The organism is Azospirillum sp. 11R-A, assembly GCF_049472615.1.
GTDB lineage: Bacteria > Pseudomonadota > Alphaproteobacteria > Azospirillales > Azospirillaceae > Azospirillum > Azospirillum palustre.
Map to the genome: position 1 here is coordinate 274,331 of NZ_JBCEBL010000002.1, position 21,681 is coordinate 296,011.

18 protein-coding genes are annotated in these 21,681 nt (G+C 68.9%); 9 read left to right on the plus strand and 9 right to left on the minus strand.

All coding sequences use genetic code 11. The annotated features are described in order from the left end of the window. Positions 1–218 precede the first annotated feature (218 nt). Positions 219–1,889, plus strand: coding sequence for a methyl-accepting chemotaxis protein (locus VH569_RS04905; protein WP_423314381.1), 1,671 nt, complete (start codon positions 219–221; stop codon positions 1,887–1,889). A gap of 53 nt (positions 1,890–1,942) precedes the next feature. On the opposite strand, the gene VH569_RS04910 is transcribed toward VH569_RS04905, so the two are convergent. Both VH569_RS04910 and VH569_RS04915 read right to left on the minus strand, forming a co-directional pair. After that, a complete protein-coding gene (locus tag VH569_RS04910) occupies positions 1,943–2,857 on the minus strand; it encodes a prephenate/arogenate dehydrogenase family protein (RefSeq protein WP_423314382.1) in 915 nt (304 codons plus the stop codon). Between the two features lie 100 nt (positions 2,858–2,957). After that, a complete protein-coding gene (locus VH569_RS04915; protein WP_423314383.1) occupies positions 2,958–3,869 on the minus strand; it encodes a hydrogen peroxide-inducible genes activator in 912 nt (303 codons plus the stop codon). A gap of 251 nt (positions 3,870–4,120) precedes the next feature. On the opposite strand from VH569_RS04915, the gene ahpC reads away from it, so the two are divergent. Continuing rightward, on the plus strand, positions 4,121–4,684 hold the full coding sequence (gene ahpC, locus VH569_RS04920; RefSeq protein ID WP_042697589.1) for an alkyl hydroperoxide reductase subunit C: 564 nt from the start codon (positions 4,121–4,123) through the stop codon (positions 4,682–4,684). A gap of 414 nt (positions 4,685–5,098) precedes the next feature. Then, on the plus strand, positions 5,099–6,694 hold the full coding sequence (gene ahpF, locus VH569_RS04925) for an alkyl hydroperoxide reductase subunit F (protein WP_423314384.1): 1,596 nt from the start codon (positions 5,099–5,101) through the stop codon (positions 6,692–6,694). 82 nt (positions 6,695–6,776) lie between these two features. Here ahpF and VH569_RS04930 read toward each other — a convergent pair whose 3' ends face one another. From VH569_RS04930 to VH569_RS04945, 4 genes are all read right to left on the minus strand, one after another. Continuing rightward, positions 6,777–7,145 (minus strand): hypothetical protein, encoded by a 369-nt coding sequence (locus VH569_RS04930; RefSeq protein ID WP_423314385.1) that lies wholly within the window; start codon positions 7,143–7,145, stop codon positions 6,777–6,779. 112 nt (positions 7,146–7,257) lie between these two features. Next, positions 7,258–8,229 (minus strand): endonuclease/exonuclease/phosphatase family protein, encoded by a 972-nt coding sequence (locus VH569_RS04935; RefSeq protein ID WP_423314386.1) that lies wholly within the window; start codon positions 8,227–8,229, stop codon positions 7,258–7,260. A 69-nt stretch (positions 8,230–8,298) separates the two neighbouring features. Further along, positions 8,299–8,949 carry a chemotaxis protein gene (locus tag VH569_RS04940; protein WP_098735888.1) on the minus strand — a complete coding sequence of 217 codons (651 nt, stop codon included), beginning with the start codon at positions 8,947–8,949 and terminating at the stop codon, positions 8,299–8,301. A 161-nt stretch (positions 8,950–9,110) separates the two neighbouring features. Beyond that, the gene (locus tag VH569_RS04945; RefSeq protein WP_423314387.1) at positions 9,111–10,592 is read right to left on the minus strand and encodes a D-alanyl-D-alanine carboxypeptidase/D-alanyl-D-alanine-endopeptidase; all 1,482 of its coding nucleotides are present in this window, start codon (positions 10,590–10,592) and stop codon (positions 9,111–9,113) included. A 151-nt stretch (positions 10,593–10,743) separates the two neighbouring features. On the opposite strand from VH569_RS04945, the gene VH569_RS04950 reads away from it, so the two are divergent. Then, entirely contained in the window at positions 10,744–12,627 is a 1,884-nt protein-coding gene (locus VH569_RS04950) for an FHA domain-containing protein (RefSeq protein WP_423314388.1), read from the plus strand. Between the two features lie 21 nt (positions 12,628–12,648). Here VH569_RS04950 and VH569_RS04955 read toward each other — a convergent pair whose 3' ends face one another. The 3 genes from VH569_RS04955 to VH569_RS04965 all read right to left on the minus strand — a co-directional run bounded on the left by VH569_RS04955 (position 12,649) and on the right by VH569_RS04965 (position 16,000). Then, positions 12,649–13,926 carry an MFS transporter gene (locus VH569_RS04955; RefSeq protein WP_423314389.1) on the minus strand — a complete coding sequence of 426 codons (1,278 nt, stop codon included), beginning with the start codon at positions 13,924–13,926 and terminating at the stop codon, positions 12,649–12,651. A 203-nt stretch (positions 13,927–14,129) separates the two neighbouring features. After that, the gene (locus VH569_RS04960) at positions 14,130–14,840 is read right to left on the minus strand and encodes a hypothetical protein (RefSeq protein WP_423314390.1); all 711 of its coding nucleotides are present in this window, start codon (positions 14,838–14,840) and stop codon (positions 14,130–14,132) included. A gap of 110 nt (positions 14,841–14,950) precedes the next feature. Continuing rightward, positions 14,951–16,000: a sensor histidine kinase gene (locus tag VH569_RS04965; protein ID WP_423314391.1), complete on the minus strand. Its 1,050-nt coding sequence runs from the start codon at positions 15,998–16,000 to the stop codon at positions 14,951–14,953. A 317-nt stretch (positions 16,001–16,317) separates the two neighbouring features. Between VH569_RS04965 and VH569_RS04970 the strand changes: the two genes are divergently transcribed. From VH569_RS04970 to VH569_RS04990, 5 genes are all read left to right on the plus strand, one after another. Continuing rightward, the gene (locus VH569_RS04970; RefSeq protein WP_377811675.1) at positions 16,318–17,352 is read left to right on the plus strand and encodes an amino acid ABC transporter substrate-binding protein; all 1,035 of its coding nucleotides are present in this window, start codon (positions 16,318–16,320) and stop codon (positions 17,350–17,352) included. Positions 17,353–17,419: 67 nt separating this feature from the next. Then, positions 17,420–18,577: an amino acid ABC transporter permease gene (locus VH569_RS04975; protein WP_423314392.1), complete on the plus strand. Its 1,158-nt coding sequence runs from the start codon at positions 17,420–17,422 to the stop codon at positions 18,575–18,577. Then, positions 18,574–19,749: an amino acid ABC transporter permease gene (locus tag VH569_RS04980; RefSeq protein WP_423314393.1), complete on the plus strand. Its 1,176-nt coding sequence runs from the start codon at positions 18,574–18,576 to the stop codon at positions 19,747–19,749. The genes VH569_RS04975 and VH569_RS04980 overlap by 4 nt, the downstream gene beginning before the upstream one ends. Before the next feature lie 20 nt (positions 19,750–19,769). Then, positions 19,770–20,513: an amino acid ABC transporter ATP-binding protein gene (locus VH569_RS04985; protein ID WP_377811677.1), complete on the plus strand. Its 744-nt coding sequence runs from the start codon at positions 19,770–19,772 to the stop codon at positions 20,511–20,513. A 35-nt stretch (positions 20,514–20,548) separates the two neighbouring features. Beyond that, a complete protein-coding gene (locus VH569_RS04990) occupies positions 20,549–21,256 on the plus strand; it encodes a response regulator (RefSeq protein WP_423314394.1) in 708 nt (235 codons plus the stop codon). The last annotated feature ends 425 nt before the right edge of the window (positions 21,257–21,681 follow it).

A 21,681-nucleotide genomic window follows, 5' to 3' on the forward strand; every position in this document is an offset into this window, starting at 1 on the left:
TTTTCAGGCTCCCTTTAACTCCCCATTCAAGTCACGCCCTGTGACCATTGCCCGACACCCCGGATTTCCGACGAATTCACTCACCTTCCGCGTTGATAATTTTAAACATTCGGATTAGTAAGGTTGAGGGTCGAATAATACCTTCGGGTGGACAGGGTTCTTGCCGAGGGTTTGGCGGGGATGCGGGCAAAATGGCTAAAATTCGAGCATTCGGACAGTTGACCATTCGTGCCAAGATCATCGTCGCGGTGCTGGGCACTGTGGTGATGGCCGGTGCCTTTGGGATTTTCACGCTCAGCCGGCTTGAAATCCTAAACAATGCTGCCGAAACCATGCGCAGCCGTTCGCTGCCGGCGACCCAGCTGGCCGGTCAACTGACCTCCGCCGCCCAGAGCCACCGCATCGCCGAAGCCGCCTATGCGCTCGCCACCAACGAGATGCAGGTGAACCAGGCGGAAAAGGGCTGGACCGACGCGGTGACCGAGGTTGCGGCGCGCCGTCAGGCAGCCGGTACCCGCTTCACCGGCGGCGACGGCGCCGCAAGGCTGGCCGCCTTCGACGAGGCCTGGACCGCCTATGCCGCCGCAGCCGACCGCGTGCGCGCCCAGGCCCGCGACGGCAACGCCCAGTCCGCCGTCAGCGTCTTCAAGCGTCCCAGCGCCGTCGCCTTCGCCCGCGTGCAGGAGGCGCTCGACGCGCTGGTGGACAGCACGATGGCCGATGCCGGCGCCGTCGCCGACCAGGGGGCGGCGGTCTACAGCAGCGCCCACGGCATGGTGCTGGGCGGCGTCACTCTCTGCACCCTGCTGGCGCTGGGCTTCGGCGCCGTGCTGGTGCGCGGCATTTCCCGCCCGATCCTCGATGTCGCCGGTTCGCTGGAGCGGCTGGCCGCCCGCGACTTCACCGCCACCTTCGAAGAAGGCCGCCGCGACGAGATCGGCCGCATGGCGACCGCCGCGCGCGTCTTCCGTGACACCATGCTCGACACCGAACGCCTCCAGCAGGAGCAGGAGCGGCTGAAGACCGCCGCCGCCGAGGAGCGCCGGCGCGAGCTGCGCACGCTCGCCGACGGCTTCGAGGCGACGGTGAAGCGGCTGGTCGAGGCGCTGTCGGCCTCCACCGCCGAGATGGCCACCGCGTCCTCCGCGATGGCCGAGGGCGCCGCCGAGACGGCGCGCCATTCCGACGCGGTGTCGTCGGCCGCCGGCCGCGCCTCGGCCAATGTCGACAGCGTCGCCGCCGCCACCGCCGAACTGTCGGCCAGCTTCGCCGGCATCGCCCGTCTGGTTGCCGATTCCGCCGGCATCGCCGCCGACGCCACCCGCGACGCCGAGCGCAGCACCACGGTGATGGGCAGCCTCGCCGAGGCGGCGGAGGAGATCGGCAAGGTGGTGGACATGATTTCCGGCATCGCCGGCCAGACCAACCTTTTGGCACTGAACGCCACCATCGAGGCCGCCCGCGCCGGTGAGGCCGGCAAGGGCTTCGCCGTCGTGGCGAGCGAGGTGAAGCAGCTCGCCGGCCAGACGGCCAAGGCGACCGCCGAGATCCAGGCGCGCATCGCTGAAATCCAGAGCGCGTCGGGCACCGCGGTCGACACCATCGGTGCCGTGACCCGCACCATCGCCCGGTTGAACGAGATCTCCAGCGAGGTCGCGGCCGCGGTCGAACAGCAGACCGCCGCGGTGGGCGAGATCGCCGCCAACATCCAGGACGCCGCCGACGGCACCCGCACCGTCTCCGACAACATCGCCGCCGTCACCTCCGCCGCCGCGTCCGCCGAACGGGCCAGCGGCGTGATGGTGCGCTCGGTGGACACGGTGCAGGACGACGCCGGGCGGATGCGCCAGGAGGTCGACGGCTTCCTGGGAGCGTTGCGGGCGTCTTAATCGGAAGACTGAAAACTGCGGGGATTTCCCTCTCCCCTCCGGGGAGAGGGCGTTTATGCCTGCTTGGCGTCGATGATGCCCCGGCGCACGGCGCGGGTCTTGGTGAAGTGGTCCTGCAACTGCTCCCCCTCGCCCCAGCGGATGGCGCGCTGCAAGGCCGTCAGGTCCTCGGTGAAGCGCTGGAGGATTTCCAGCACCGCCTCGCGGTTGTTCAGGAACACGTCGCGCCACATGACGGGATCGCTGGCGGCGATGCGGGTGAAATCGCGGAAACCGCCGGCCGAGAATTTGATGACCTCGGACTTGGTGTCCTCCTCCAGGTCCGACGCGGTGCCGACGATGGTGTAGGCGATCAGGTGCGGCAGGTGCGAGGTGATGGCCAGCACGCGGTCGTGGTGGCTGGCCTCCATGATCTCGACGGTGGAGCCGACGCGGCGCCACAGCTCCGTCACCTGCTCCAGCGCATGGCGGTCGGCGCCGGACGGCGGGGTCAGGATGCACCAGCGGCCCTGGAACAGCGTGGCGAAACCGGCCTCCGGCCCCGAATGCTCGGTGCCCGCCACCGGATGGCCGGGGATCAGATGGACGCCGTCGGGCAGATGCGGCCCGACGTCGCGCAGGGTCGCCTGCTTGACCGAACCGACGTCGGTGACGATGGTCCCGCGCTGCAAAAGCGGCCCGATGGCCTCGGCCACCGCGGCATAGCTGCCGACCGGGGTCGACAGCACCACCAGATCGGCGCCGGCCAGTGCCGCCGCCGGATCGGTGGAGGCCTCCGCCACGATGCCCAGCTCCAGCGCCTTGGCGCACGCCGCATCGCTGCGGTCGGTGCAGACCACCTGCCGCGCGATCCCATACTCCGCCAGCGCCCGCGCCAGGGAGGAGCCGATCAGACCGATGCCGACGATGGCGACGCGGTCGAACAGGGGGCCAGGGGCGGAAGCGGAAGCGGTGGTGGCGGTGGACATGACGCTGGGTGTCCCGAAAGCGGAGTGAACGGGCGAAAAACCGTCCCGTTTAAACCACCTCGCACCCGCGGGACCAAGCGAATCTTTCGCCGCCTCTCCGTCAGCCGTCCTTCGCCGTCATCTCCGCCCTGAGCGCTTCGGCCAGCCGCTGGAAGGTTTCCTTCCGTCCCGACGTGCGGCGCCAGGCCAGTGCGATCCGCCGCCCCGGCCGGTCGCCGGCCAGCGGGCGCACCGCCAGATCCAGCCCGCGCAGGATGCCCGAATCGACCGCCATCTGCGGCAGCAGCGTCACCCCCAGCCCGTTCGCCACCATCTGCACCAGCGTGTGCAGGCTGGTTCCCTGGAAGGCGGTGTTGTGCGGCGTGGCGTCCAGCGCGCAGGCCGCCATGGCATGGTCGCGCAGGCAATGCCCATCCTCCAGCAGCAGCAGATCCTCCGACGGGACCGTCACCGGCTGCGCCGGATCCCCGCCGCCCAGCCGGTGGCCGGTGGGGCAGACGAAGGAGAAGCGGTCCTCGGCGATGTCCTCCGTCTCCAGATCGCCCATCGGGTAGGGCAAGGCCAGCAGCGCCGCGTCCAGCTTGCCGGCGTTCAGCTGTTCCAGCAGCCGCGCCGTCTGGTCCTCGCGCAGATAGAGCCGCAGCCGCGGGAAGCTCTCGCGCAGGGCCGGCATCACGCGGGGGATCAGGAAGGGGCCGATGGTCGGGATCACCCCCAGATGGAGCGCCCCCGACATCGGGTCGGCGGCGGAGCGGGTGATGTCCACCAGTTCCTCCGCCCCCTTCAGAAGCTGGCGCGCCCGCTCGGCGATCTCGCGGCCGAGCGGCGTCGGCAGCACGGAGCGGCGCGTGCGCTCCACCAGCGTGGCGCCCAGCAGATCCTCCAGCTCCTGCAAGCCGGCGCTCAACGTCGACTGGCTGACGAGGCAGGCCTCGGCCGCCTGCCCGAAATGGCAGCGGTCGACGACGGCGACGAGGTAGCGGAGCTGGCGCAGGGTGGGGAGCGGTTTCATGCCCGGTTATGTAATCGGATTTATCGATCAATTCAATTGGTATTTTCTACTTCTCTTGATCACAGATTTCCCGTATTCCTCCACGGGTCAACGGGACACAGGGAACATCGCCCCGCTCTCCTGGCCACACGGCAGGCCCCCTTGTTCGACCCGGTGCGCCGCACTAAGTCGGGCATGTCACGGCCACCGGCCGGGGATAGCGGCCAGGGATTGGGGCGACAACCAATCATCGCATTCATCGGAGAACACAAATGTCCTTGATCAACAGCGAGATTAAGCCCTTCAAGGCGACCGCGTACAAGAACGGCAAGTTCATCGACGTTACCGACGCCGACCTGAAGGGCAAGTGGTCGGTCGTGTTCTTCTACCCGGCCGACTTCACCTTCGTCTGCCCGACGGAGCTCGAAGATCTGGCTGACAACTACGCCGAATTCCAGAAGCTGGGCGTCGAGGTCTATAGCGTCTCGACCGACACCCACTTCTGCCACAAGGCCTGGCACGACACCTCGCCGGCCATCGGCAAGATCGGCTACACCATGATCGGCGACCCGACGCTGGCGATCAGCCGCAACTTCGAGGTCCTGATCGAGGAAGTCGGTCTGGCCGACCGCGGCACCTTCGTCGTCGATCCGGACGGCAAGATCCAGATCGTCGAGATCACCGCCGGCGGCGTCGGCCGCGACGCCAAGGAACTGCTGCGCAAGATCAAGGCCGTGCAGTACGTCGCCGCCCACCCGGGCGAAGTCTGCCCGGCCAAGTGGCAGGAAGGCGAGAAGACCCTCGCCCCGTCGCTCGACCTCGTCGGCAAGATCTAAGGCTTCCCCTTAAAAGGGAAACCACGGATCGGGGGCCGGCTCCGGCCGGTCCCCACCCCCGCTCCCGGCCAGAATTGGGCAGCGGGTTCGAACATCAGTACCCTTGCCGCCGCAGCCGGCCACAAGGCAGGTTTTTACGGGTCGGCTTTCAAAAGCCTCCCGGTTCGGGTTCCGTCATCGGTTTCCCCATCCCCGCGAAGGCGGGCATCCAGGCGCGTTTTGTCGCAGACCTTTCAAAATCTGGATCCCCGCCTGCGCGGGGAGGACGATGACGTTTCAAACTCTTCACTGTTTCAAAACCAGACCGCCCGCCCGACCGGCTCTTCCTGCTCGGGCCACAATTTCCTCCGCCCGGACCGCCGCGACTATGCGCAGGCGATCCGCCCCGGACATGAGACGTTGGGAACGAAAGCCATGCTGGACGCCAATCTGAAGACGCAGTTGAAGGCCTATCTGGAGCGCATCACCCACCCGATCACCCTGGTGGCGTCGCTGGACGACGGTGCGAAGTCGCAGGAGATGCTGGGCCTGCTGGAGGACATCGCCTCGCTGTCCGGCAAGATCACGCTGGACCGCAGCGGCGCCGACGCCCGCCGGCCCTCCTTCGCCATCAAGCGCGACGGCAGCGACATCGGCGTCGCCTTCGCCGGCCTGCCGATGGGGCACGAATTCAACTCGCTGGTGCTGGCCCTGCTCCAGGTCGGCGGCCACCCGTCGAAGGAATCCGAGGAACTGCTGGAGCAGATCCGCACCCTCGACGGCGATTTCCGCTTCGAGACCTATTTCTCGCTGTCCTGCCAGAACTGCCCGGACGTGGTCCAGGCCCTGAACCTGATGAGCGCGCTGAACCCGCGGATCAAGCATGTCGCCATCGACGGCGCCCTGTTCCAGCAGGAGGTCGAGCAGCGTCAGGTGATGGCCGTCCCCACCGTCTTCCTGAACGGCGAGCCCTTCGCCCAGGGCCGGATGGACGTGGCGCAGATCGTCGCCAAGCTCGACACCGGCGCCGTCGCCCGCGCCGCCGAGAAGATCAAGGCCAAGGCCCCGTTCGAGGTGCTGGTGATCGGCGGCGGCCCCGCCGGCGCCGCTGCCGCCATCTACGCCGCCCGCAAGGGCATCCGCACCGGCGTGGCAGCCGAGCGGTTCGGCGGTCAGGTGCTCGACACCATGGCGATCGAGAACTTCATCTCGGTCTCCCACACCGAGGGGCCGAAGCTGGCCGCGGCGCTGGAACAGCACGTCAAGGACTATGAGGTCGACGTGATGAACCTGCAGACCGCCACCGCCCTGGTCCCGGCCACCCAGGAAGGCGGCCTGATCGAGGTGAAGCTGGCGAGCGGCGCCTCGCTGAAGTCCCGCACCGTGGTGCTGTCGACCGGCGCCCGCTGGCGCTCGATGAATGTCCCGGGCGAGGCGGAATACCGCAACAAGGGCGTCGCCTACTGCCCGCACTGCGACGGTCCGCTGTTCAAGGGCAAGCGCGTGGCGGTGATCGGCGGCGGCAACTCCGGTGTCGAGGCGGCCATCGACCTCGCCGGCATCGTTTCGCACGTCACGCTGATCGAGTTCGACAGCCAGCTGCGCGCCGACGCGGTGTTGCAGCGCAAGCTGCACAGCCTGCCCAACGTCACCGTCCTGCTGTCGGCCCAGACCACCGAGGTGCATGGCGACGGCAACAGGGTGGTCGGCCTGTCTTACAAGGAGCGCACCGGCGGCGAGCTGAAGCGGGTCGATCTGGAAGGCATCTTCGTGCAGATCGGTCTGGTGCCGAACACCGAGTGGCTGAAGGGCACGCTGGCCCTGACCCCGCGCGGCGAGATCGAGGTGGACAACCGCGGCCAGACCTCGCTGCCCGGCGTCTTCGCCGCCGGCGACGCGACGACGGTGCCGTTCAAGCAGATCGTCATCGCCATGGGCGAGGGTGCCAAGGCTGGGCTGGCCGCCTTCGACCACCTGATCCGCACCGTGCCGGCCGAGGAACCCGCCCGCGAAACCATCGCGGCGGAGTGACCGGTCCGGGATGACAAAAGCCGGCGGTCCCGCAAGGGGCCGCCGGCTTTTTTGCCGTTCGATAGGGGAAGACCCTGCTTCCTCACCCCTTCTTGCCGAGCGCCGCCTTTTCCTTGTCCACCGCATCCAGGATCCGCTGCAAGGCCTCGGTGCTCAAGCCTGAGTCCATCGTCAGGCTGTCCCCGAACTTGCGCAGCGCGCCGATAACGCGGCGGCGCGCGACGAACTCGTCGTCGCCCTGCTCGAATGGCTCGACCACCGGACCCTTGTAATAGCCGCCGCGGAAGCTCCACTGGCGGCGGCCGTCGGCGCGCCACTCGCTGCCGTCGGACAGCACCATGCAGCGCCCCCCTTCGGTGTAGCGCTCCACCGTGGCGATGGATTGCGGAATGGACTGGCCGCTGCGGATGGTCACGCGGTCGCCGACGCGGAAGCTGGCGGCAGTGAACATGCTGTCTCCCAAATGGCACCTGCTGAATGACGCTGGCCCTCTCAACCGGGCCGGAACGCCGCAAAAATCCCGAAGACGCTGTTTTCCACCAGTTTCGCCGGCAAATCCAGCGCTACAGCACGAAACCCGCCACCACCGGCGCATGGTAGCTGACCGGCGACGGCTCGTCGGCGTGCTCGACCTCGTCGGTGAGATCCTCATTGTGGATCGCCACGTCGCGCATCCGCTCGGTCAGCCGCGGCGAGGCCAGCAGATGGTCGAGCAGCACCGGTGTGCCGCCATGCAGCACGGTGTAGCGCCGTTCCTCCGGGATCGCCTGCTCCAGCGGCTCCAGCACGCGGTTGGCCAGCTCGGCATTGCCGGTGAAGTCGGGTCCGGCGCGGATGATGCGGACGGCGGTCTGCTCCAGGTCGGCGTTGCAGTCGCCGGCCACCAGGATCAGCGCGTCGGGATCGGCGTCGAACAGCCGGTCCACCGCCATCCGCGTCTCCAGCGCCTGCCCCGCCCGCTTGATCGAGGCGAGATAGAAGCCCTCCGCCCAGCCGGCCGCCGTCTTCCAGATCTGGGCGCCGGCCTTCTGTCCCGGCACCGGCGCGGCGATGGGCGCCCGCAGATGCAGGTCGAACACATGCAGGATGCGGCCGTCCGGCATCTCGATTTCGGCATGGAGGACCGGCCGGTCCCAGCCGACCTCGGTCTCTCCCTCCGCCGCCGGATCGGCGGTGGCGAGCCGCACGCGGGCCGGCGGCACCAGATGGTGGCGCAGCAGCCGGGCGGCCCGGATCGGCCAGCGGCTGACGATCACCGGGTTGTGGCGGTCGGCCGGCGATGCGGCGTCGCCCGCGGTGACGTGGTAGCCGGCATAGCGCGTGTCCTCCAGCAGCCGGGTCAGCGCACGCAGGATGCGCGGCTCGCTCTTCACCGGATGCTGGGCGTCGACCTCCTGAAGGCAGAGGATGTCGGCCTCCAGCCGTTCCAGCTGCGGCCGCAGCGTGGCGATCCGCGCCTCGAAGGGCGGCTCGTCGGCATCGTCGTCCAGGTTTTCCAGGTTGAAGGTGGCGATCCGGAACAGCGTATCGGCCATGAAGGGCTCCGCAGAAGAACGGCGGGGTTGGGAGCGAGCGGCGAGCGGGCGCGCCCCCGGTCGAGCCTATCAGAACAGCTCGACGTCGCCTTCGATCCGCGTCCGGCCGAGATGCTCCATGTAGGACGACTCGTTGCGGGCGATGTCGTGCAGCGTCTCGTCGCCGATCAGCCGGCGCTGGCTGCGTCCCGTGGTGGGGAAGAAGCGCACGGCGCGCGGGCTGACGCCGCCGACGTCCCAGCTGACGGTGGGGATGCCCTCCGTCGCCAGATACTCCATGACGAAATCGACGTTGCGCTGGCCGATGTTGGCGCTGCGCAGCGTGTTCAGGTTGACGTTGGCGCCGCCGAACAGCTTGGCGCGCAGCCGGTCGCGCCGGCCGGTGACGGCCAGCAGCCGGTTGATCAGATGCTCCATCGCCGTGGCGCCATAGCGCGACGACAGCGACAGCGTGTCGGTTCCGGCGTCGGGCAGCAGGAAATGGTTCATGCCGCCGATCTCCGCCACCGGATCGTACAGGCAGGCGGCGACGCAGGAGCCCAGCGTGGTGGTGATGACGACGTTCGGATCGTCGGTGACGACGCAGCCGCCGACGACGATGTTGACCACCTCCGCCCCCAGCCGGCGGTCGTGATAGCGGTTGGCGGCCACATCCTGACGTTCCAGCCGGCGGCGCAGGATTTTGCGCGCGGGTGAAGTGGCGGAACGGTCTGTCATCATCGGGTCGCGGGCTCTCGCTGCTGGTTGCCGACGCATATGGTCTGGATAGGCACGCGATCAATCGACGCAGGCGTAACTTTTCTGAAATCGACCTGTCATCGAATCGACTTTGAACTGCATTTTACCGGACGGGCCATCCTCCGCCCTATGACCTATGTCAGTCAATAGGTCGCAACCCAGCGCCCCAACGTCTCGTCCTGCACCCTGCGGGCGGCGGCGGCCCAGCCGCGCGCCTCCGCCGGAATGGCGGTCACCCGGCGGTCGAGCGCGGCGTCCAGCGCCGCCCGGCGTGCCGGATCGGCGATGAACAGGACGAAGCCCAGCTGCCGGCCGCTGCCCGCCGTCAGCAGCCCCGCCAGCCCCTTCACATAGGCCAGCGTGCCCGTCTTGGCATGGACGCCCGACGGCAGCGCCTTGCCGTCCTCCTCCCCCGGCAGCAGCTCCCACAAGGCGGGTCCGCCGGCCCGCAGCAGCGCCGCCATCTGCCGCGGCGTGGCGCGCGACCCGGTGCCCAGCCCCGAATGGTTGGCGAGCCGCAGCCCGCGCCAGCCAGCAGCCGGCCCGCCCGTCTCCATCGGCTGCCGCGTCAGCCAGCCCTGCAACAGCGCCGCCGAACGGTCCAGCGTCGCGGCCGACGGATCCAGCCGCTTCGAGGCCGCCAGCCCGATCACCTCCGCCGACAAATTGTTGGAATGGCGCAGCAGCCCGCGCGCCAGTTCGTTCAGCGGCAGGCTGTCCAGCGCCGCCAGTATTGCTGCCCCGGCCGGCGCCCGCCCGACCTCGGGCAGCGGCAGGGCGATGCCCGCATCGCCGGCCAGCCGGCGGAACAGGGCGGCGGCGGCCAGCCCCGGCCGCGCCACCGGCACCCAGGCGCCCCCCGCCTCCCCGGCGGCGGGCGGCGCCATCAGCCAGCGGTCGGCGCCGTCCGGCAGCAGCGGAAATCCTTTGCTCCCGGCCATCGGCCGCACGGCGACGCTGTCCAGCGGCAGGCGCCCGGCATCGGCGACCGTCAGCACCTCCGGCCCGGCGCCGCCGCGCCGCCAGTTCAGCAGGGCGCGGTTGTAGTTCAGCGACAGCGCCCCGACCCCGGTGTTGTAGGGTGCCGCCCAGGGCTGCCCGGCATCGATCTCCGCCAGATCGGGCAGCAGGGCGGTGTCGTACAGGAACCGCCCGTCCACCCGGCGTAGCCCGGCGGCGGACAGCCCGCCCACCAGCTGCACCAGCCCTTCCGTCGCCAGCGCCGGGTCGCCGCCGCCTTGCAGGATCAGATCGCCGCGCAGCACCCCGCCCGTCAGCGGTCCCGTCGCCAGCAGCCGCGTGGTGAAGCGATGGTCTGGCCCCAGCAGGGCCAGCGCCGCCGCCACCGTCGGCAGCTTCGCCACCGACGCCGGGATGAAGGGGGTGTCCGCCGCCCGCGACTCCAGCACGGTGCCGCTGTCCGGCTCGAACAGGATATAGCCGACTGCGGCACTTTCTAAACCATTGGTGGTTGACGCCAGGGCCGGCAGCGGACCCAGCACCGCCGGCAGGCCCAGCGATCCCAGCAGGCCGAGGAAAGGCCGGCGACCCAACATCAGGCGGTCTTCGGGCCGGTTATCGGGTCGGCTGCCGGGCCAGTTGCCGGAGTGACGGAATGCGGTCACGGTTCGGGTCTTTCCGCTTCTGATGGAAGCTTTCATAAAGTATTTTGGGAAAAAATCGCCGGGAATCGCGAACAGGGACGTAGCTGGACGGCGGTCGGAAAAGAGCGGTCCGACATGGGCAGGCCGGGGCGGCAGGCCAAAGGGGGACGGGATGGCGATGTCCAAGCGGCGCGAAGCGCGCTTCGAGGTGGTGGTCGAACAGGGCGGCAAGCCGAACATCGACGGCGTCTTCGAAGACGAGAAGTCGGCGACGGAACGCGCCAACTTCCTGCTGCGCCTTGCCAAGTTCCCGGTGGTGCGCGTGGTGAAGGTCACCGGCACCGGGCGGGAAGAAACCGTCTTCCAGAAGACGTCCTCCGGCGGCGCCAAGCTGACGACCATCTCGCCCATCGAGACGGCCAACCTCTGCACCGACGTGTTGCAGGTTTTCTCCTTCGACAGCCGGATGACCCTGCTGCGGCTTCTGCGCGGTTACTGGGACGACCAGGGCGTCATTCCGTCGGAGCAGCTTCACCGCTACTATCCGTTGCGCTACTTCGAACGCGAGGCTCTGCTGTTCAACCCGGCGGTCAGCCGGCTCGCCACCATCCAGGCGCCGATGCTGGGGGTGAAGCCGCATGAGCGCTACGACCAGATCACCCGCCTGTTCACCGCGCTGAAGGAGCTCGCCCAGAAATCCGACACGCTGGCCCCCTTCGACCAGGCGCTGATGCGCGGCGGGATTTCCGGCCTGCTGCTGGCCGCCGTCGACCGGCCGGTGGAGGAGCGCGACCGCATCGTCACCCACGCCTTCGCCACCCTGCTGGAGCCGCACCGGGAATGGGGGGCCAAGCTGACCGCCGTCCTGCGACTCCACCAGGAGGACGATGGCGAGAACACCCGGCTGGTCGATGAATTCTCCGCGGAGATCGTCGACGGGCGGGAGCCGATCCGCGCCCTGATCGGCTATGCGCCCGATCTCGCCTCCGCCCTGCTGGCGTTGCTGGCGGCGCTGCGCGGCGATCTGGACGACCGGCTGCCCCACACCGAGCCGCTGCTGGCGCTGTCGAACGCGCTGGCGTCGGACGGAACCGGCTTCGGCTTCGCCCGCACGCGCGAGGCGCTGCTGCACCGCATCCGCGGCGGGCTGGACGGTCTGACCCCGCTGACCCGCAGCGGGGCGGCCAGCGACGCCCGCGCCTTCTCATCCATCGTCGACGGCATGATCGCCTTCGACGGCTATATGGGCGGTCCAGCCATGGCCGAGTCGCTGACCCGCCGCGGCAAGACCGTGTGGGCCACCGGCGGCACCGACCTGCCCTTCGAGGAGACGATGGCGCGGCTGGCCGGCCGCTTCAACACGGCGGCGGGGCGGCTCGGCTATCTGCTCGACCTCGGCGCCAGCGCCTATGGCCACAAGAAGATCAGCACCGTCATCCAGCGCGTCGCCGACGAATTCAACCGGGTTAAGTCCGCGGCGGAACTGGCCGCTCCCGGCGCCTCGCTCCAGGAGGTGCGCGAGGGGCTGGGCCGCCGCCTGCGCGCCGCCGGCATCCCGCGGGCTTTGGCCGACGGGCTGATCGCCAAGATCGCCGCCATCCCCGACGACCAGCGCGTGTCGATGACCGGCATCGGCGTGGTGACGGGCATGCGGACCGGAGCCGTGCCGCATGCCCGGCCGACGGACATGACGGTCGACATGCAGGCCCCGCCGGCGCTGGCGCTGCGCCTGACGCTCAGCTACCAGGGCCGGACGGTGGCGGTGCCCGATGCGGGGGCCGATCTGGTGATCGGACGCGGGGCGGACTGCGGCATCATGCTGGACCATGCCTCCGCCTCGCGCCGGCATGCGCTGATCCGGCTGCGCGACGGGGTCTTCACGCTGGAGGATCTGAGCCGCAACGGCACCCGTCTGGTGCCGCAGGCCGGCGAGCAGCGTTTGCTGAAGATGGGCGACGTGGCGCCGCTGTCCGGCCGGGGAGAGATCGTCATCGGCTCCCTCGACCTCGGCGAACATCCGGCGCGCATCGCCTGGAGCGTGGCAGGGGGACGCTGACTTTCCGGCAATGCCGGGTCTTCAGTCCCCGGCGCAGGCCTCGGCCAGCCGGGACTCGGACTTCAGCGACTCGGCCGCGCGGCTGGCGGCCCGATTGGCCGTCGCCCGGTCGTCCAGCAGCGCCACCGCCCACACCGCCAGACCGCCCAGCGCCAGCGCCGCACCGACCCAGCCGGTGGAGGTCCAGCCCCAGCCGGCGGCGATCGCCATGCCGCCCAGCCAGGGGCCGAGCGCGTTGGCGGCGTTGAAGGCGCTGTGGTTCAGCGCGGCGGCCAGCGTCTGCGCATCCTCCGCCACATCCATCAGCCGGGTCTGCAAGGGCGTGCCGAGACCGCCGCCGCAGCCGATCATGAAGACGACGATCGACACCAGCCACACATTGCCGGCGGCGAAGGGATAGAGCGCCAGCGACCCGGCGCTCCACAGCAGGGTGAAGGCGACGGTCGGCATCAGGGCGCGGTCGGCGGCCCAGGCGCTGACCAGCGTGCCGACGGTCATGCCGGCCCCGAACACCGCCAGCACGACCGGCACCATCGCCGGCGACACCTGCGTCACCTCCATCAGGGTGGAGGCGACATAGGTGTAGACCGCGAACATGCCGCCGAAGCCGATGGCGCCGATGCCGAGCGTCAGCCAGACCTGACGGCGCTTCAGCGCGCCCAATTCGCGCAGCGGGCTGGCATTCGGGTGCGGCCGGTCGTTGGGGGCGAAGATCCAGACCAGCACCACGGTCAGCAGGGCCAGCAGCCCGACCACGCCGAAGCCCCAGCGCCAACCCAGCACCTGCCCGATCCAGTTCGCCATCGGCACGCCGATAACGGTCGCCACCGTCAGCCCCAGCATGGTCCGCGCCACCGCCTGCGCCCGGCGCTGCGGCGGCACCAGCGAGGCGGCGACCAGGGCGGCGACGCCGAAATAGGCGCCGTGCGGCAGCCCGCTCATGAAGCGGAAGGCCAGCATCCAGCCATAGGAGGGCGAAAAGGCGCTGGCCACGTTGGCGGCGGCGAAGACCGCCATCAGCCCGATCAGCAGGGTCCGCCGCGCCACCCGCGCCGCCAGCACCGCGATCACCGGCGCGCCCACCACCACGCCCAGCGCATAGGCGCTGATGACATGGCCGGCGGTCGGCTCGTCGATGCCCAAACCCTGGGCGAAATAGGGCAGCAGGCTCATGGTCGCGAATTCGGTCGTCCCGATGGCGAAGCCACCCATGGCGAGCGCCAGCAGCACCAGGCCGGGATGGGCCGAAGCCAGCTGTGCCTCGGCACGCAGGTCGCCGTGATGGCCGGCAGACGCCATTGTCGTTTCTCCGCTGTCGCGCTGGGTCAAGGAATGCGAAGCCCGGCGGCAGGGGGAATCGAAAGCAACCGGGGCAGGGTCAGGATATTTGCCTACCCCCCACTGAGGCAATCCGCCGCAGGCCGTTAATTCCGCAGGTGCGAAATGACCGGCGGGCATGGCTTATGCCCTCTCCCCAGGCGAGAGAGGGCTTTCACGGAACGTTACAGCAGGTCCTTGAACAGCGGCATCTCCGCCGCCTTGTCCCGCTTGCGCGCCTTCTTCGGCTTGTCCTTCGCCGCTTCCGGCTGCTCCAGCGGCAACTCCGGCGCTGCCACCGGCATCGGCGGTTCGGGAGCAGGCGGCTCGGCGGCAAGAGGCGCGGCGGCAGGCGGTTCGGCGACCGGCTCCGGTGCCACCGGCGGCGCGGGCTCCGGCGCCACGACAACCTCCGGCTCCACCGCCACTGCCTCCGGTGCCGCCGGCGGCTCCACCGGCGCCACCACCTCGGGCGGCAAACCGGGGGCCATCTCGGGTGCCGCCTCGGCCTCGGGCTTCGCCTTCTTCTTCCGGGACGGCCGGCGCGGCGGGATGCCGACGCCTTCCTTGGCGCGCTGCTTGGCCTGGTCGCGGGCTTGCGCCTCCGGGGCGGCGGGGTCTTCGCTCAGCCATTTGCGGCGCTTGATGACCTCGTTCACCCGGCCCTGGTTCACCCCCAGCTGGAAGGCGATCTCCTGCTGGGTCATGTTGGTGGTCTCGTGCAGGTGCAGGATCTCGGTCGCCAGCTCCGGAGTCATCTTGCGCCCGGTCAGGCGGCGCGCCGGCCGGACGGAACGCTGGGAGCGGTCGCGCGCCCGCAGGGACTCCAGGATCTCCAGCGCGGCCGTGTTGCCCGACGCCTTCAATGCGTCCTCGAATTCCTTCAGCGTCGCCATAATCCCTCTCCCGCTTTCCCCTGCCGATCCCCGCAGCAACCGGCAAGATCACAGATAGTTCTTCCGATGGCGACGGAAAAGCCGCGATCTCAGCCGGTGCAGATGCCGCATCAGGCCGGAAAATGCAATTCGATCCGCGTGCCGGTGCCGCCGTCATGGCCATTTGCCGGGCCATTTGCGGGTCCATGGCTCAGCCGGCCGGACAGCTGGGCGGCCAGGCTTTGGATGATCTTCCAGCCCAGGCTGGGCAGCCGCTGCACGTCGAAGCCGTCCGGCAGGCCGACTCCATCGTCCATCACCAGCAGGCGCAGCTGGCCGGGCCGGTCCGGCAGCTCGGCCAGTTCGATGGTGACGGTGCCGCCGTCGCGGCCGGCGAAGGCGTGCTTCAGGCTGTTGGTCAGCGCCTCCACGATCAGCATGGCCAGCGCCAGCAGCCGTTCGGGCGACCGCGGCGCGGCCTGCACGGTCACCCGGCAGGTGACGCCGGACATGCCGGCCGCCGCCAGCATGTCCCGGCACAGCGCGTCGATGTGGCTGCCGAAATCGTCGCCGGAACGCGGGTCGTGCAGGCGCCGGTGCACCCGCGCCATGGTGTCGAGCCGCCGCCCCGCCTCCTCCAGCGCCGCCACCGCGGCGTCCGGCGACCGGTCGATCGACCGCCGTTGCAAATCCAGCAGGGCGGAGACGAACTGCATGTTGTTGGCGACGCGGTGCTGCAGCTCGTGGAACATGGTGGTCTGCGCCTCCAGCAGGGAGGCGGTGCGGCCACGCTCCTCCTGCAGCCGGGCCAGCGTCACCTGCATGCCGTGGATCAGCGCGATGTCCACCGCGACCACCACCGCATAGAAGCCCAGCGCCACCCCGACCGACGCATCGAGGGCGAAGGAACGGTAGGGCGGAATGAAGAAATACCAGGCCGCCAGTCCGGACAGCACCGCCGTCGCCACCCCCGGCCCCCGACCGGCCATGAAGGTGGTCACGATCACCGCCGGGAAGAAGGTGAGATAGGGAAAGCCGGTGGGCAGGGTGCTGTCCGCGGCCTGTCGCATCAGAAGGGCGGCGGCGAAGATCAGCAGCGCTGCGCCGTAGCGCGGCACCGGACCGTGGCGCAGCAGCGAAAAACGCGCGACCCACTGCCAGACCGGCCGATCGGACCCCATTGCCTCCATGACTCCCAGAGCGCCCCCCAGAACTCCCGGCGCACACATATGACCGGCACCCATCGCTTGTAAGGGCATGGGGAAGCCCGTGCACGTGAAATATCGGCCGGCAGCCGTGACCATCGGCGGGCGAAGCCCGGCCATCGCCTTCGCCGTGCACGCGGCCCATCTGTCCAAAGCTGTTCACATCTTCGCCACATCCGTTCATGACGGGCGGGCACTTTGTTCAATCCACGGAGCGATTGTGGCGGCATGCGGCGGCCGGAGCCCTCTGCCCCGGCGTCCAATGAACCACAAGGCTGAAGGAGCCCCGCCCCGTGAAGTCCCATCTGAGCGCACTCGCCATCGCGGCCACCCTGTCCGTCTCCGCCATTGCCCTCTCTGGTACCGCCCAGGCCGGCGCCACCTTCGACGGCGTGAAGCAGAAGGGCTACGTCCAGTGCGGCGTCAACCTGGGCCTGTACGGCTTCTCCTCGCCCGACGACAAGGGCAAGTGGTCGGGCCTCGACGTCGACATGTGCCGCGCCGTCGCCGCCGCCATGTTCGGCGATGCCGAAAAGGTGAAGTACACCCCGCTGTCGGCGCAGCAGCGCCTGCCGGCGCTCCAGTCCGGCGAGATCGACCTGCTGGCCCGCAACACCACCCGCACCCTGACCCGCGACACCGCCAACGGCCTGAACTTCGCGCCGACCAATTATTTCGACGGCCAGGGCTTCATGGTGTCGGCCAAGCTCGGCCTGAAGAGCGCCAAGCAGCTGAACGGCGCCACCGTCTGCGTCCTGCCCGGCACCACGACCGAGCAGAACGTGTCGGACTACTTCCGCGCCAACAAGATGACCTTCAAGCCGGTCGTCATCGAGAAGAACGAGGAGCTGAACAAGGCCTTCTTCGCCGGCCGCTGCGACGCCCTGACCTCCGACGCCTCCCAGCTGGCCGCCATCCGCGCCGCCGAGGTGCAGAACCCCAACGACTACGTCATCCTGCCCGAGCTGATCTCCAAGGAGCCGCTGTCCCCGGCCGTGCGCCAGGGCGACGAGGAATGGATGAACCTGGTCACCTGGGCCTTCTACGCCATGGTCCAGGCCGAGGAGAAGGGCCTGACGTCGGAGACCGTCGACGCCGCCATGACCTCGCCCGATCCGGACGTGAAGCGCCTGCTGGGCGTCACCGCCGGCAACGGCAAGGCGCTGGGCGTCGAGGAGAACTGGGCCTACGCCATCATCAAGCAGGTCGGCAACTACGCCCAGAGCTATGAGCGCAACGTCGGCGCCGGCTCCAAGCTGAAGATGCCGCGCGGCCAGAACGCCCTCTACACCGAAGGCGGCCTGATGTACGCCCCGCCGATGAAGTAAGGGCGCCCTCCCTCTCTTCCCCTTCCGGGGGAAGAGAGGGCCTTTCACCCCCGCACGGAGCAACACCATGACAAACCCGGTCCAGGCGCTGAATTCCGCGCGCGTGCGGGGGTGGCTGTATCAGGCTCTGTTCCTGGCCTGCGCCCTCGCCGTCGCCTGGTATCTCGTCTCCAACACGCTGACCAACCTCGCCACCCGCGGCGTCGCCACCGGTTTCGGCTTCCTTCAGCGCGAGGCCGGCTTCGAGATCGGCGAGAGCCTGCTGCCCTATTCCGCCTCCGACACCTACCTGACGGCGCTGGTCGTCGGCCTCTTGAACACGCTGGCGGTGTCGGCCGCAGGCGTCGTGCTGGCGAGCGTGCTGGGCGTGCTGATCGGCATCGGGCGGCTGTCGTCCAACTGGATGGTGAACCGCTTCGCCACCCTGTATGTCGAGACGGTCCGCAACGTGCCGCTGCTTTTGCAGCTGGTGGTCTGGTACACGATCCTGAACCGGCTCCCCAGCCCGCGCGAGGCGCTGGAGGTGCTGCCGGGCATCTTCCTCAGCAACCGCGGCATGAAGTTCCCGGTCCTGGTGGAGCATGCCGGTCATGGCTGGATCCTGCTGGCGCTGGTCGCCGGCATCGCCGCCGCCTTCGCCGCCGTCCGCTACGGCCGCCGCCGGCGCGAGACCACCGGCAAGCCCTTCCCGACCCTGCCGGCCGTCATCGCCGCCCTGCTGCTGCCGCCGGCCCTGGCCTTCATCGTCACCGGCGCCCCGCTGGCCTTCGATGTGCCGGCATTGGCCGGCTTCAACTTCGAAGGCGGCGGGTCGGTCACCCCGGAATTCACCGCGCTGCTGATCGGCCTGTCGGTCTACACCGCCGGCTTCATCGCCGAGATCGTGCGCTCCGGCATCCTCGCCGTGCCGCACGGCCAGACCGAGGCCGGGCTGGCGCTGGGCCTGTCGCCGGGCAAGATCCTGCGCCTCGTCATCCTGCCGCAGGCGCTGCGCGTCATCGTGCCGCCGCTGACCAGCCAATATCTGAACCTGACCAAAAACAGCTCGCTGGCCGTCGCCATCGGCTATCCGGATCTGGTCAGCGTCTCCAACACCTCGGCCAACCAGACCGGTCAGGTGGTGGAGGCGGTGGCGATGATGATGCTCGTCTATCTCATCATCAGCCTCGCGATCTCCGGCTTCATGAACTGGTACAACCGCCGCGTGGCTCTGGTGACCCGATGAGCAAGCACTCCCCGGCCGATCAGGCCCCCATTCCCACCGGTCCCGTCTCCCCCGCCCGCTGGGCCGCCTCTTATGAAGAGGAGCCGAGCCAGGCCTCCGCCCCGCCGCAGGCCAACGGCATGACGGCGCTGAAGCCCTTCGGCTGGGCCAAGGACAATCTGTTCAACACGCCGCTGAACACGGCGCTGACGCTGGCCTGCCTGTTCCTGCTGTGGCTGGTGGTGCCGCCGATGGCGAACTGGCTGCTGCTGAACGCCAACTGGTCCGGTTCGTCGGAGGCCTGCCGCGAGGCGGCCGGCGCCTGCTGGTCGGTGATCGTGGTCAAGCACCGGCTGATCTTCTTCGGCACCTACCCCTATGACGAGCAGTGGCGCCCCTTCCTGGCCTGCGCCCTGTTCGTGGCGATGCTGGGGGCCAGCGGCGTGCGCGCCTTCTGGCGGCCCTGGCTGGCCGTCGCCTGGGCGCTGACGCTGGTCGGCATGGGCGTGCTGATGTGGGGCGGCGTCGCCGGCCTCACCTATGTGCCGAACGACCGCTGGGGCGGGCTGCCGATCACGCTGATGCTGTCGGTCTTCTCCATCGCGCTCGCCTTCCCGCTGTCGATCCTGCTGGCGCTGGGCCGTCAGTCCTCGCTGCCCGCCATCCGCACCTTCTGCGTCGGCTTCATCGAGACGATGCGCGGCGTGCCGCTGGTCAGCGTGCTGTTCATGGCCTCGGTGATGTTCCCGCTGTTCCTGCCGGAAGGCGTCACGGTCGACAAGCTGCTGCGCGCGCTTGCCGGCATGACGCTCTTCACCGCCGCCTATCTGGCCGAGGCCGTGCGCGGCGGCTTGCAGGCGATCCCCAAGGGCCAGTACGAGGCCGCCGACGCGCTTGGCCTCAGCTACTGGCAGAAGACGATGCTGATCGTCCTGCCGCAGGCCCTGCGCATCGTCATCCCGCCCATCGTCAACCAGTTCATCAGCGCCTTCAAGGACACCTCGCTGGTCACCATCGTCGGCCTGTACGACCTGCTGACCGCCGCCACCGTGGCGACGACCGACCCCGAATGGCGCCCCTATTTCGCCGAGGTCTATGTCTTCGCCGGGCTGATGTTCTGGATCTTCTGCTTCAGCATGTCGCGCTACAGCCAGTGGCTGGAGCGTCTGGCCAACCGCTACACCCGCCGCTGACCGGCTCTGGAGACCGAGCAATGACCGAGAACGCCATCATCGAACTCCGCAAGGTCGGCAAGTGGTACGCCAGCTACCACGCGCTGCGCGACGTCAGCATCAGCATCGGCAAGGGCGAGAAGGTCGTCGTCTGCGGACCCTCCGGGTCGGGCAAGTCGACGATGATCCGCTGCATCAACCGGCTCGAAGCGCACCAGACCGGCCACATCATCGTCGACGGCATCGAGCTGACCGACGATGTCAAGGCGGTGGAGAAGATCCGCCGCAAGGTCGGCATGGTGTTCCAGAACTTCAACCTGTTCCCGCACCTGACGGTGCTCCAGAACCTGACGCTGGCCCCGATCTGGGTCCGCGGCATGGCGAAGTCCGAGATCGAGGAAATCGCCATGATGTACCTGAAGCGGGTGCGCATCCCCGACCAGGCGCACAAGTTCCCCGGCCAGCTGTCCGGCGGCCAGCAGCAGCGCGTGGCCATCGCCCGCGCGCTCTGCATGCGCCCCGAGATCATGCTGTTCGACGAGCCGACCTCGGCGCTCGACCCCGAAATGGTCAAGGAGGTGCTGGACGTCATGACCGAGCTGGCGGGCGAGGGCATGACCATGGTCTGCGTCACCCACGAAATGGGCTTCGCCCGGCAGGTCGCCGACTCTATTGTCTTCATGGCCGAAGGCTCGATCATCGAGAGCGGGTCGCCGGCCGAATTCTTCGAAAACCCGAAAAGCGAGCGCACCCGCCAGTTCCTGGGCCAGATCCTGGAACATTGAGGCTTAAGGCGCGCTGAGAGGCGGACAAGAGGGTCATGGCGGCGACCATTGCCATCACCGACGACGACGCGGTGACGCGCGAGACGCTGAAGTCCTATCTGACGGATGAGGGCTTCGACGTCCTGCTGGCCCGAAGCGCGGAGGAGTTGAAGGATCTGCTGGCGGCGGCGGCGGTGGACGTGGTGCTGCTCGACATCCGGCTGCCGCGCCAGGATGGGCTGACCCTGACCCGCGAGCTTCGCGCGGTGTCGGAGATCGGCATCATCCTGGTCAGCAGCCGGGCGGAGAAGCTGGACCGCATCATCGGGCTGGAGATGGGGGCCGACGACTACATCGCGAAGCCCTTCGAACCGCGCGAGATCCTGGCCCGGGTGCGGAACCTGCTGCGCCGGCTGAAGGCGCCGGGCGACCAGCGCGACGACCGCAAGCGCTGCTTCTCCGGCTGGACGCTGTGGCTCGACCGCATGCGCCTGACCGACCCGCAGGGCAACCCGGTGCGGCTGACCGGTGCGGAGTTCGAGCTGCTGTCGACCTTCGTCTGCAACCCCGGCCGGGTGATGAACCGCGACTATCTGCTGACGGCGACGACGCGGCGCAAGACGGATGCCACCGACCGCACCATCGACAGCCTGGTCCGCCGCCTGCGCCGCCTGATCGAGACCGATCCGGCGGACCCCCGGCTGATCGTCACCGTCCACGGCACGGGCTACCTGTTCGCCGGCGACGTCACGCAGGATGGATGAACACTCCCTCTCCCGCCCTTCGGGTCCCCTCTCCCCCCCGGGGAGAGGGTTAGGGTGAGGGGGTCGCGCGGCGAGGATTCCCAAGAACCGCACAGTCCCCATTCGCCACCGAATCCACCCTATGCATCCCCCTCACCCCGACCCTCTCCCCGGGGGGGAGAGGGGGTATAGGGCGACACACCCAACCCCGAGCAAACTCCCCCGTCGCTTCAGTCTCGCGGCGGCCACGCGCTCGGCAGCCTGGGCCACGGAAATCGCGAAAATTTTTCGCGCGCTTCCGTGGCCCATTTTTTATGCATCGACGCAGGCAACCGGCCTCTTCCGAAGTCAATTCACCACATCCGGTTGCTTTTCATCTTGGAGAATTCCTCCATGGGAAAGTCATAGGCCGTCCGTCCGCCAAAAATCCCACCTGTTTCCTTGCT

Excerpts from the sequence above, each read along its gene's own strand:
- VH569_RS04910 (WP_423314382.1), bottom strand. The coding sequence starts at position 2,857 with ATGTCCACCGCCACCACCGCTTCCGCTTCCGCCCCTGGCCCCCTGTTC.
- VH569_RS04915 (WP_423314383.1), bottom strand. The coding sequence starts at position 3,869 with ATGAAACCGCTCCCCACCCTGCGCCAGCTCCGCTACCTCGTCGCCGTC.
- ahpC (WP_042697589.1), top strand. The coding sequence starts at position 4,121 with ATGTCCTTGATCAACAGCGAGATTAAGCCCTTCAAGGCGACCGCGTAC.
- ahpF (WP_423314384.1), top strand. The coding sequence starts at position 5,099 with ATGCTGGACGCCAATCTGAAGACGCAGTTGAAGGCCTATCTGGAGCGC.
- VH569_RS04930 (WP_423314385.1), bottom strand. The coding sequence starts at position 7,145 with ATGTTCACTGCCGCCAGCTTCCGCGTCGGCGACCGCGTGACCATCCGC.
- VH569_RS04935 (WP_423314386.1), bottom strand. The coding sequence starts at position 8,229 with ATGGCCGATACGCTGTTCCGGATCGCCACCTTCAACCTGGAAAACCTG.
- VH569_RS04940 (WP_098735888.1), bottom strand. The coding sequence starts at position 8,949 with ATGATGACAGACCGTTCCGCCACTTCACCCGCGCGCAAAATCCTGCGC.
- VH569_RS04950 (WP_423314388.1), top strand. The coding sequence starts at position 10,744 with ATGGCGATGTCCAAGCGGCGCGAAGCGCGCTTCGAGGTGGTGGTCGAA.
- VH569_RS04955 (WP_423314389.1), bottom strand. The coding sequence starts at position 13,926 with ATGGCGTCTGCCGGCCATCACGGCGACCTGCGTGCCGAGGCACAGCTG.
- VH569_RS04960 (WP_423314390.1), bottom strand. The coding sequence starts at position 14,840 with ATGGCGACGCTGAAGGAATTCGAGGACGCATTGAAGGCGTCGGGCAAC.
- VH569_RS04965 (WP_423314391.1), bottom strand. The coding sequence starts at position 16,000 with ATGGGGTCCGATCGGCCGGTCTGGCAGTGGGTCGCGCGTTTTTCGCTG.
- VH569_RS04975 (WP_423314392.1), top strand. The coding sequence starts at position 17,420 with ATGACAAACCCGGTCCAGGCGCTGAATTCCGCGCGCGTGCGGGGGTGG.
- VH569_RS04980 (WP_423314393.1), top strand. The coding sequence starts at position 18,574 with ATGAGCAAGCACTCCCCGGCCGATCAGGCCCCCATTCCCACCGGTCCC.
- VH569_RS04985 (WP_377811677.1), top strand. The coding sequence starts at position 19,770 with ATGACCGAGAACGCCATCATCGAACTCCGCAAGGTCGGCAAGTGGTAC.
- VH569_RS04990 (WP_423314394.1), top strand. The coding sequence starts at position 20,549 with ATGGCGGCGACCATTGCCATCACCGACGACGACGCGGTGACGCGCGAG.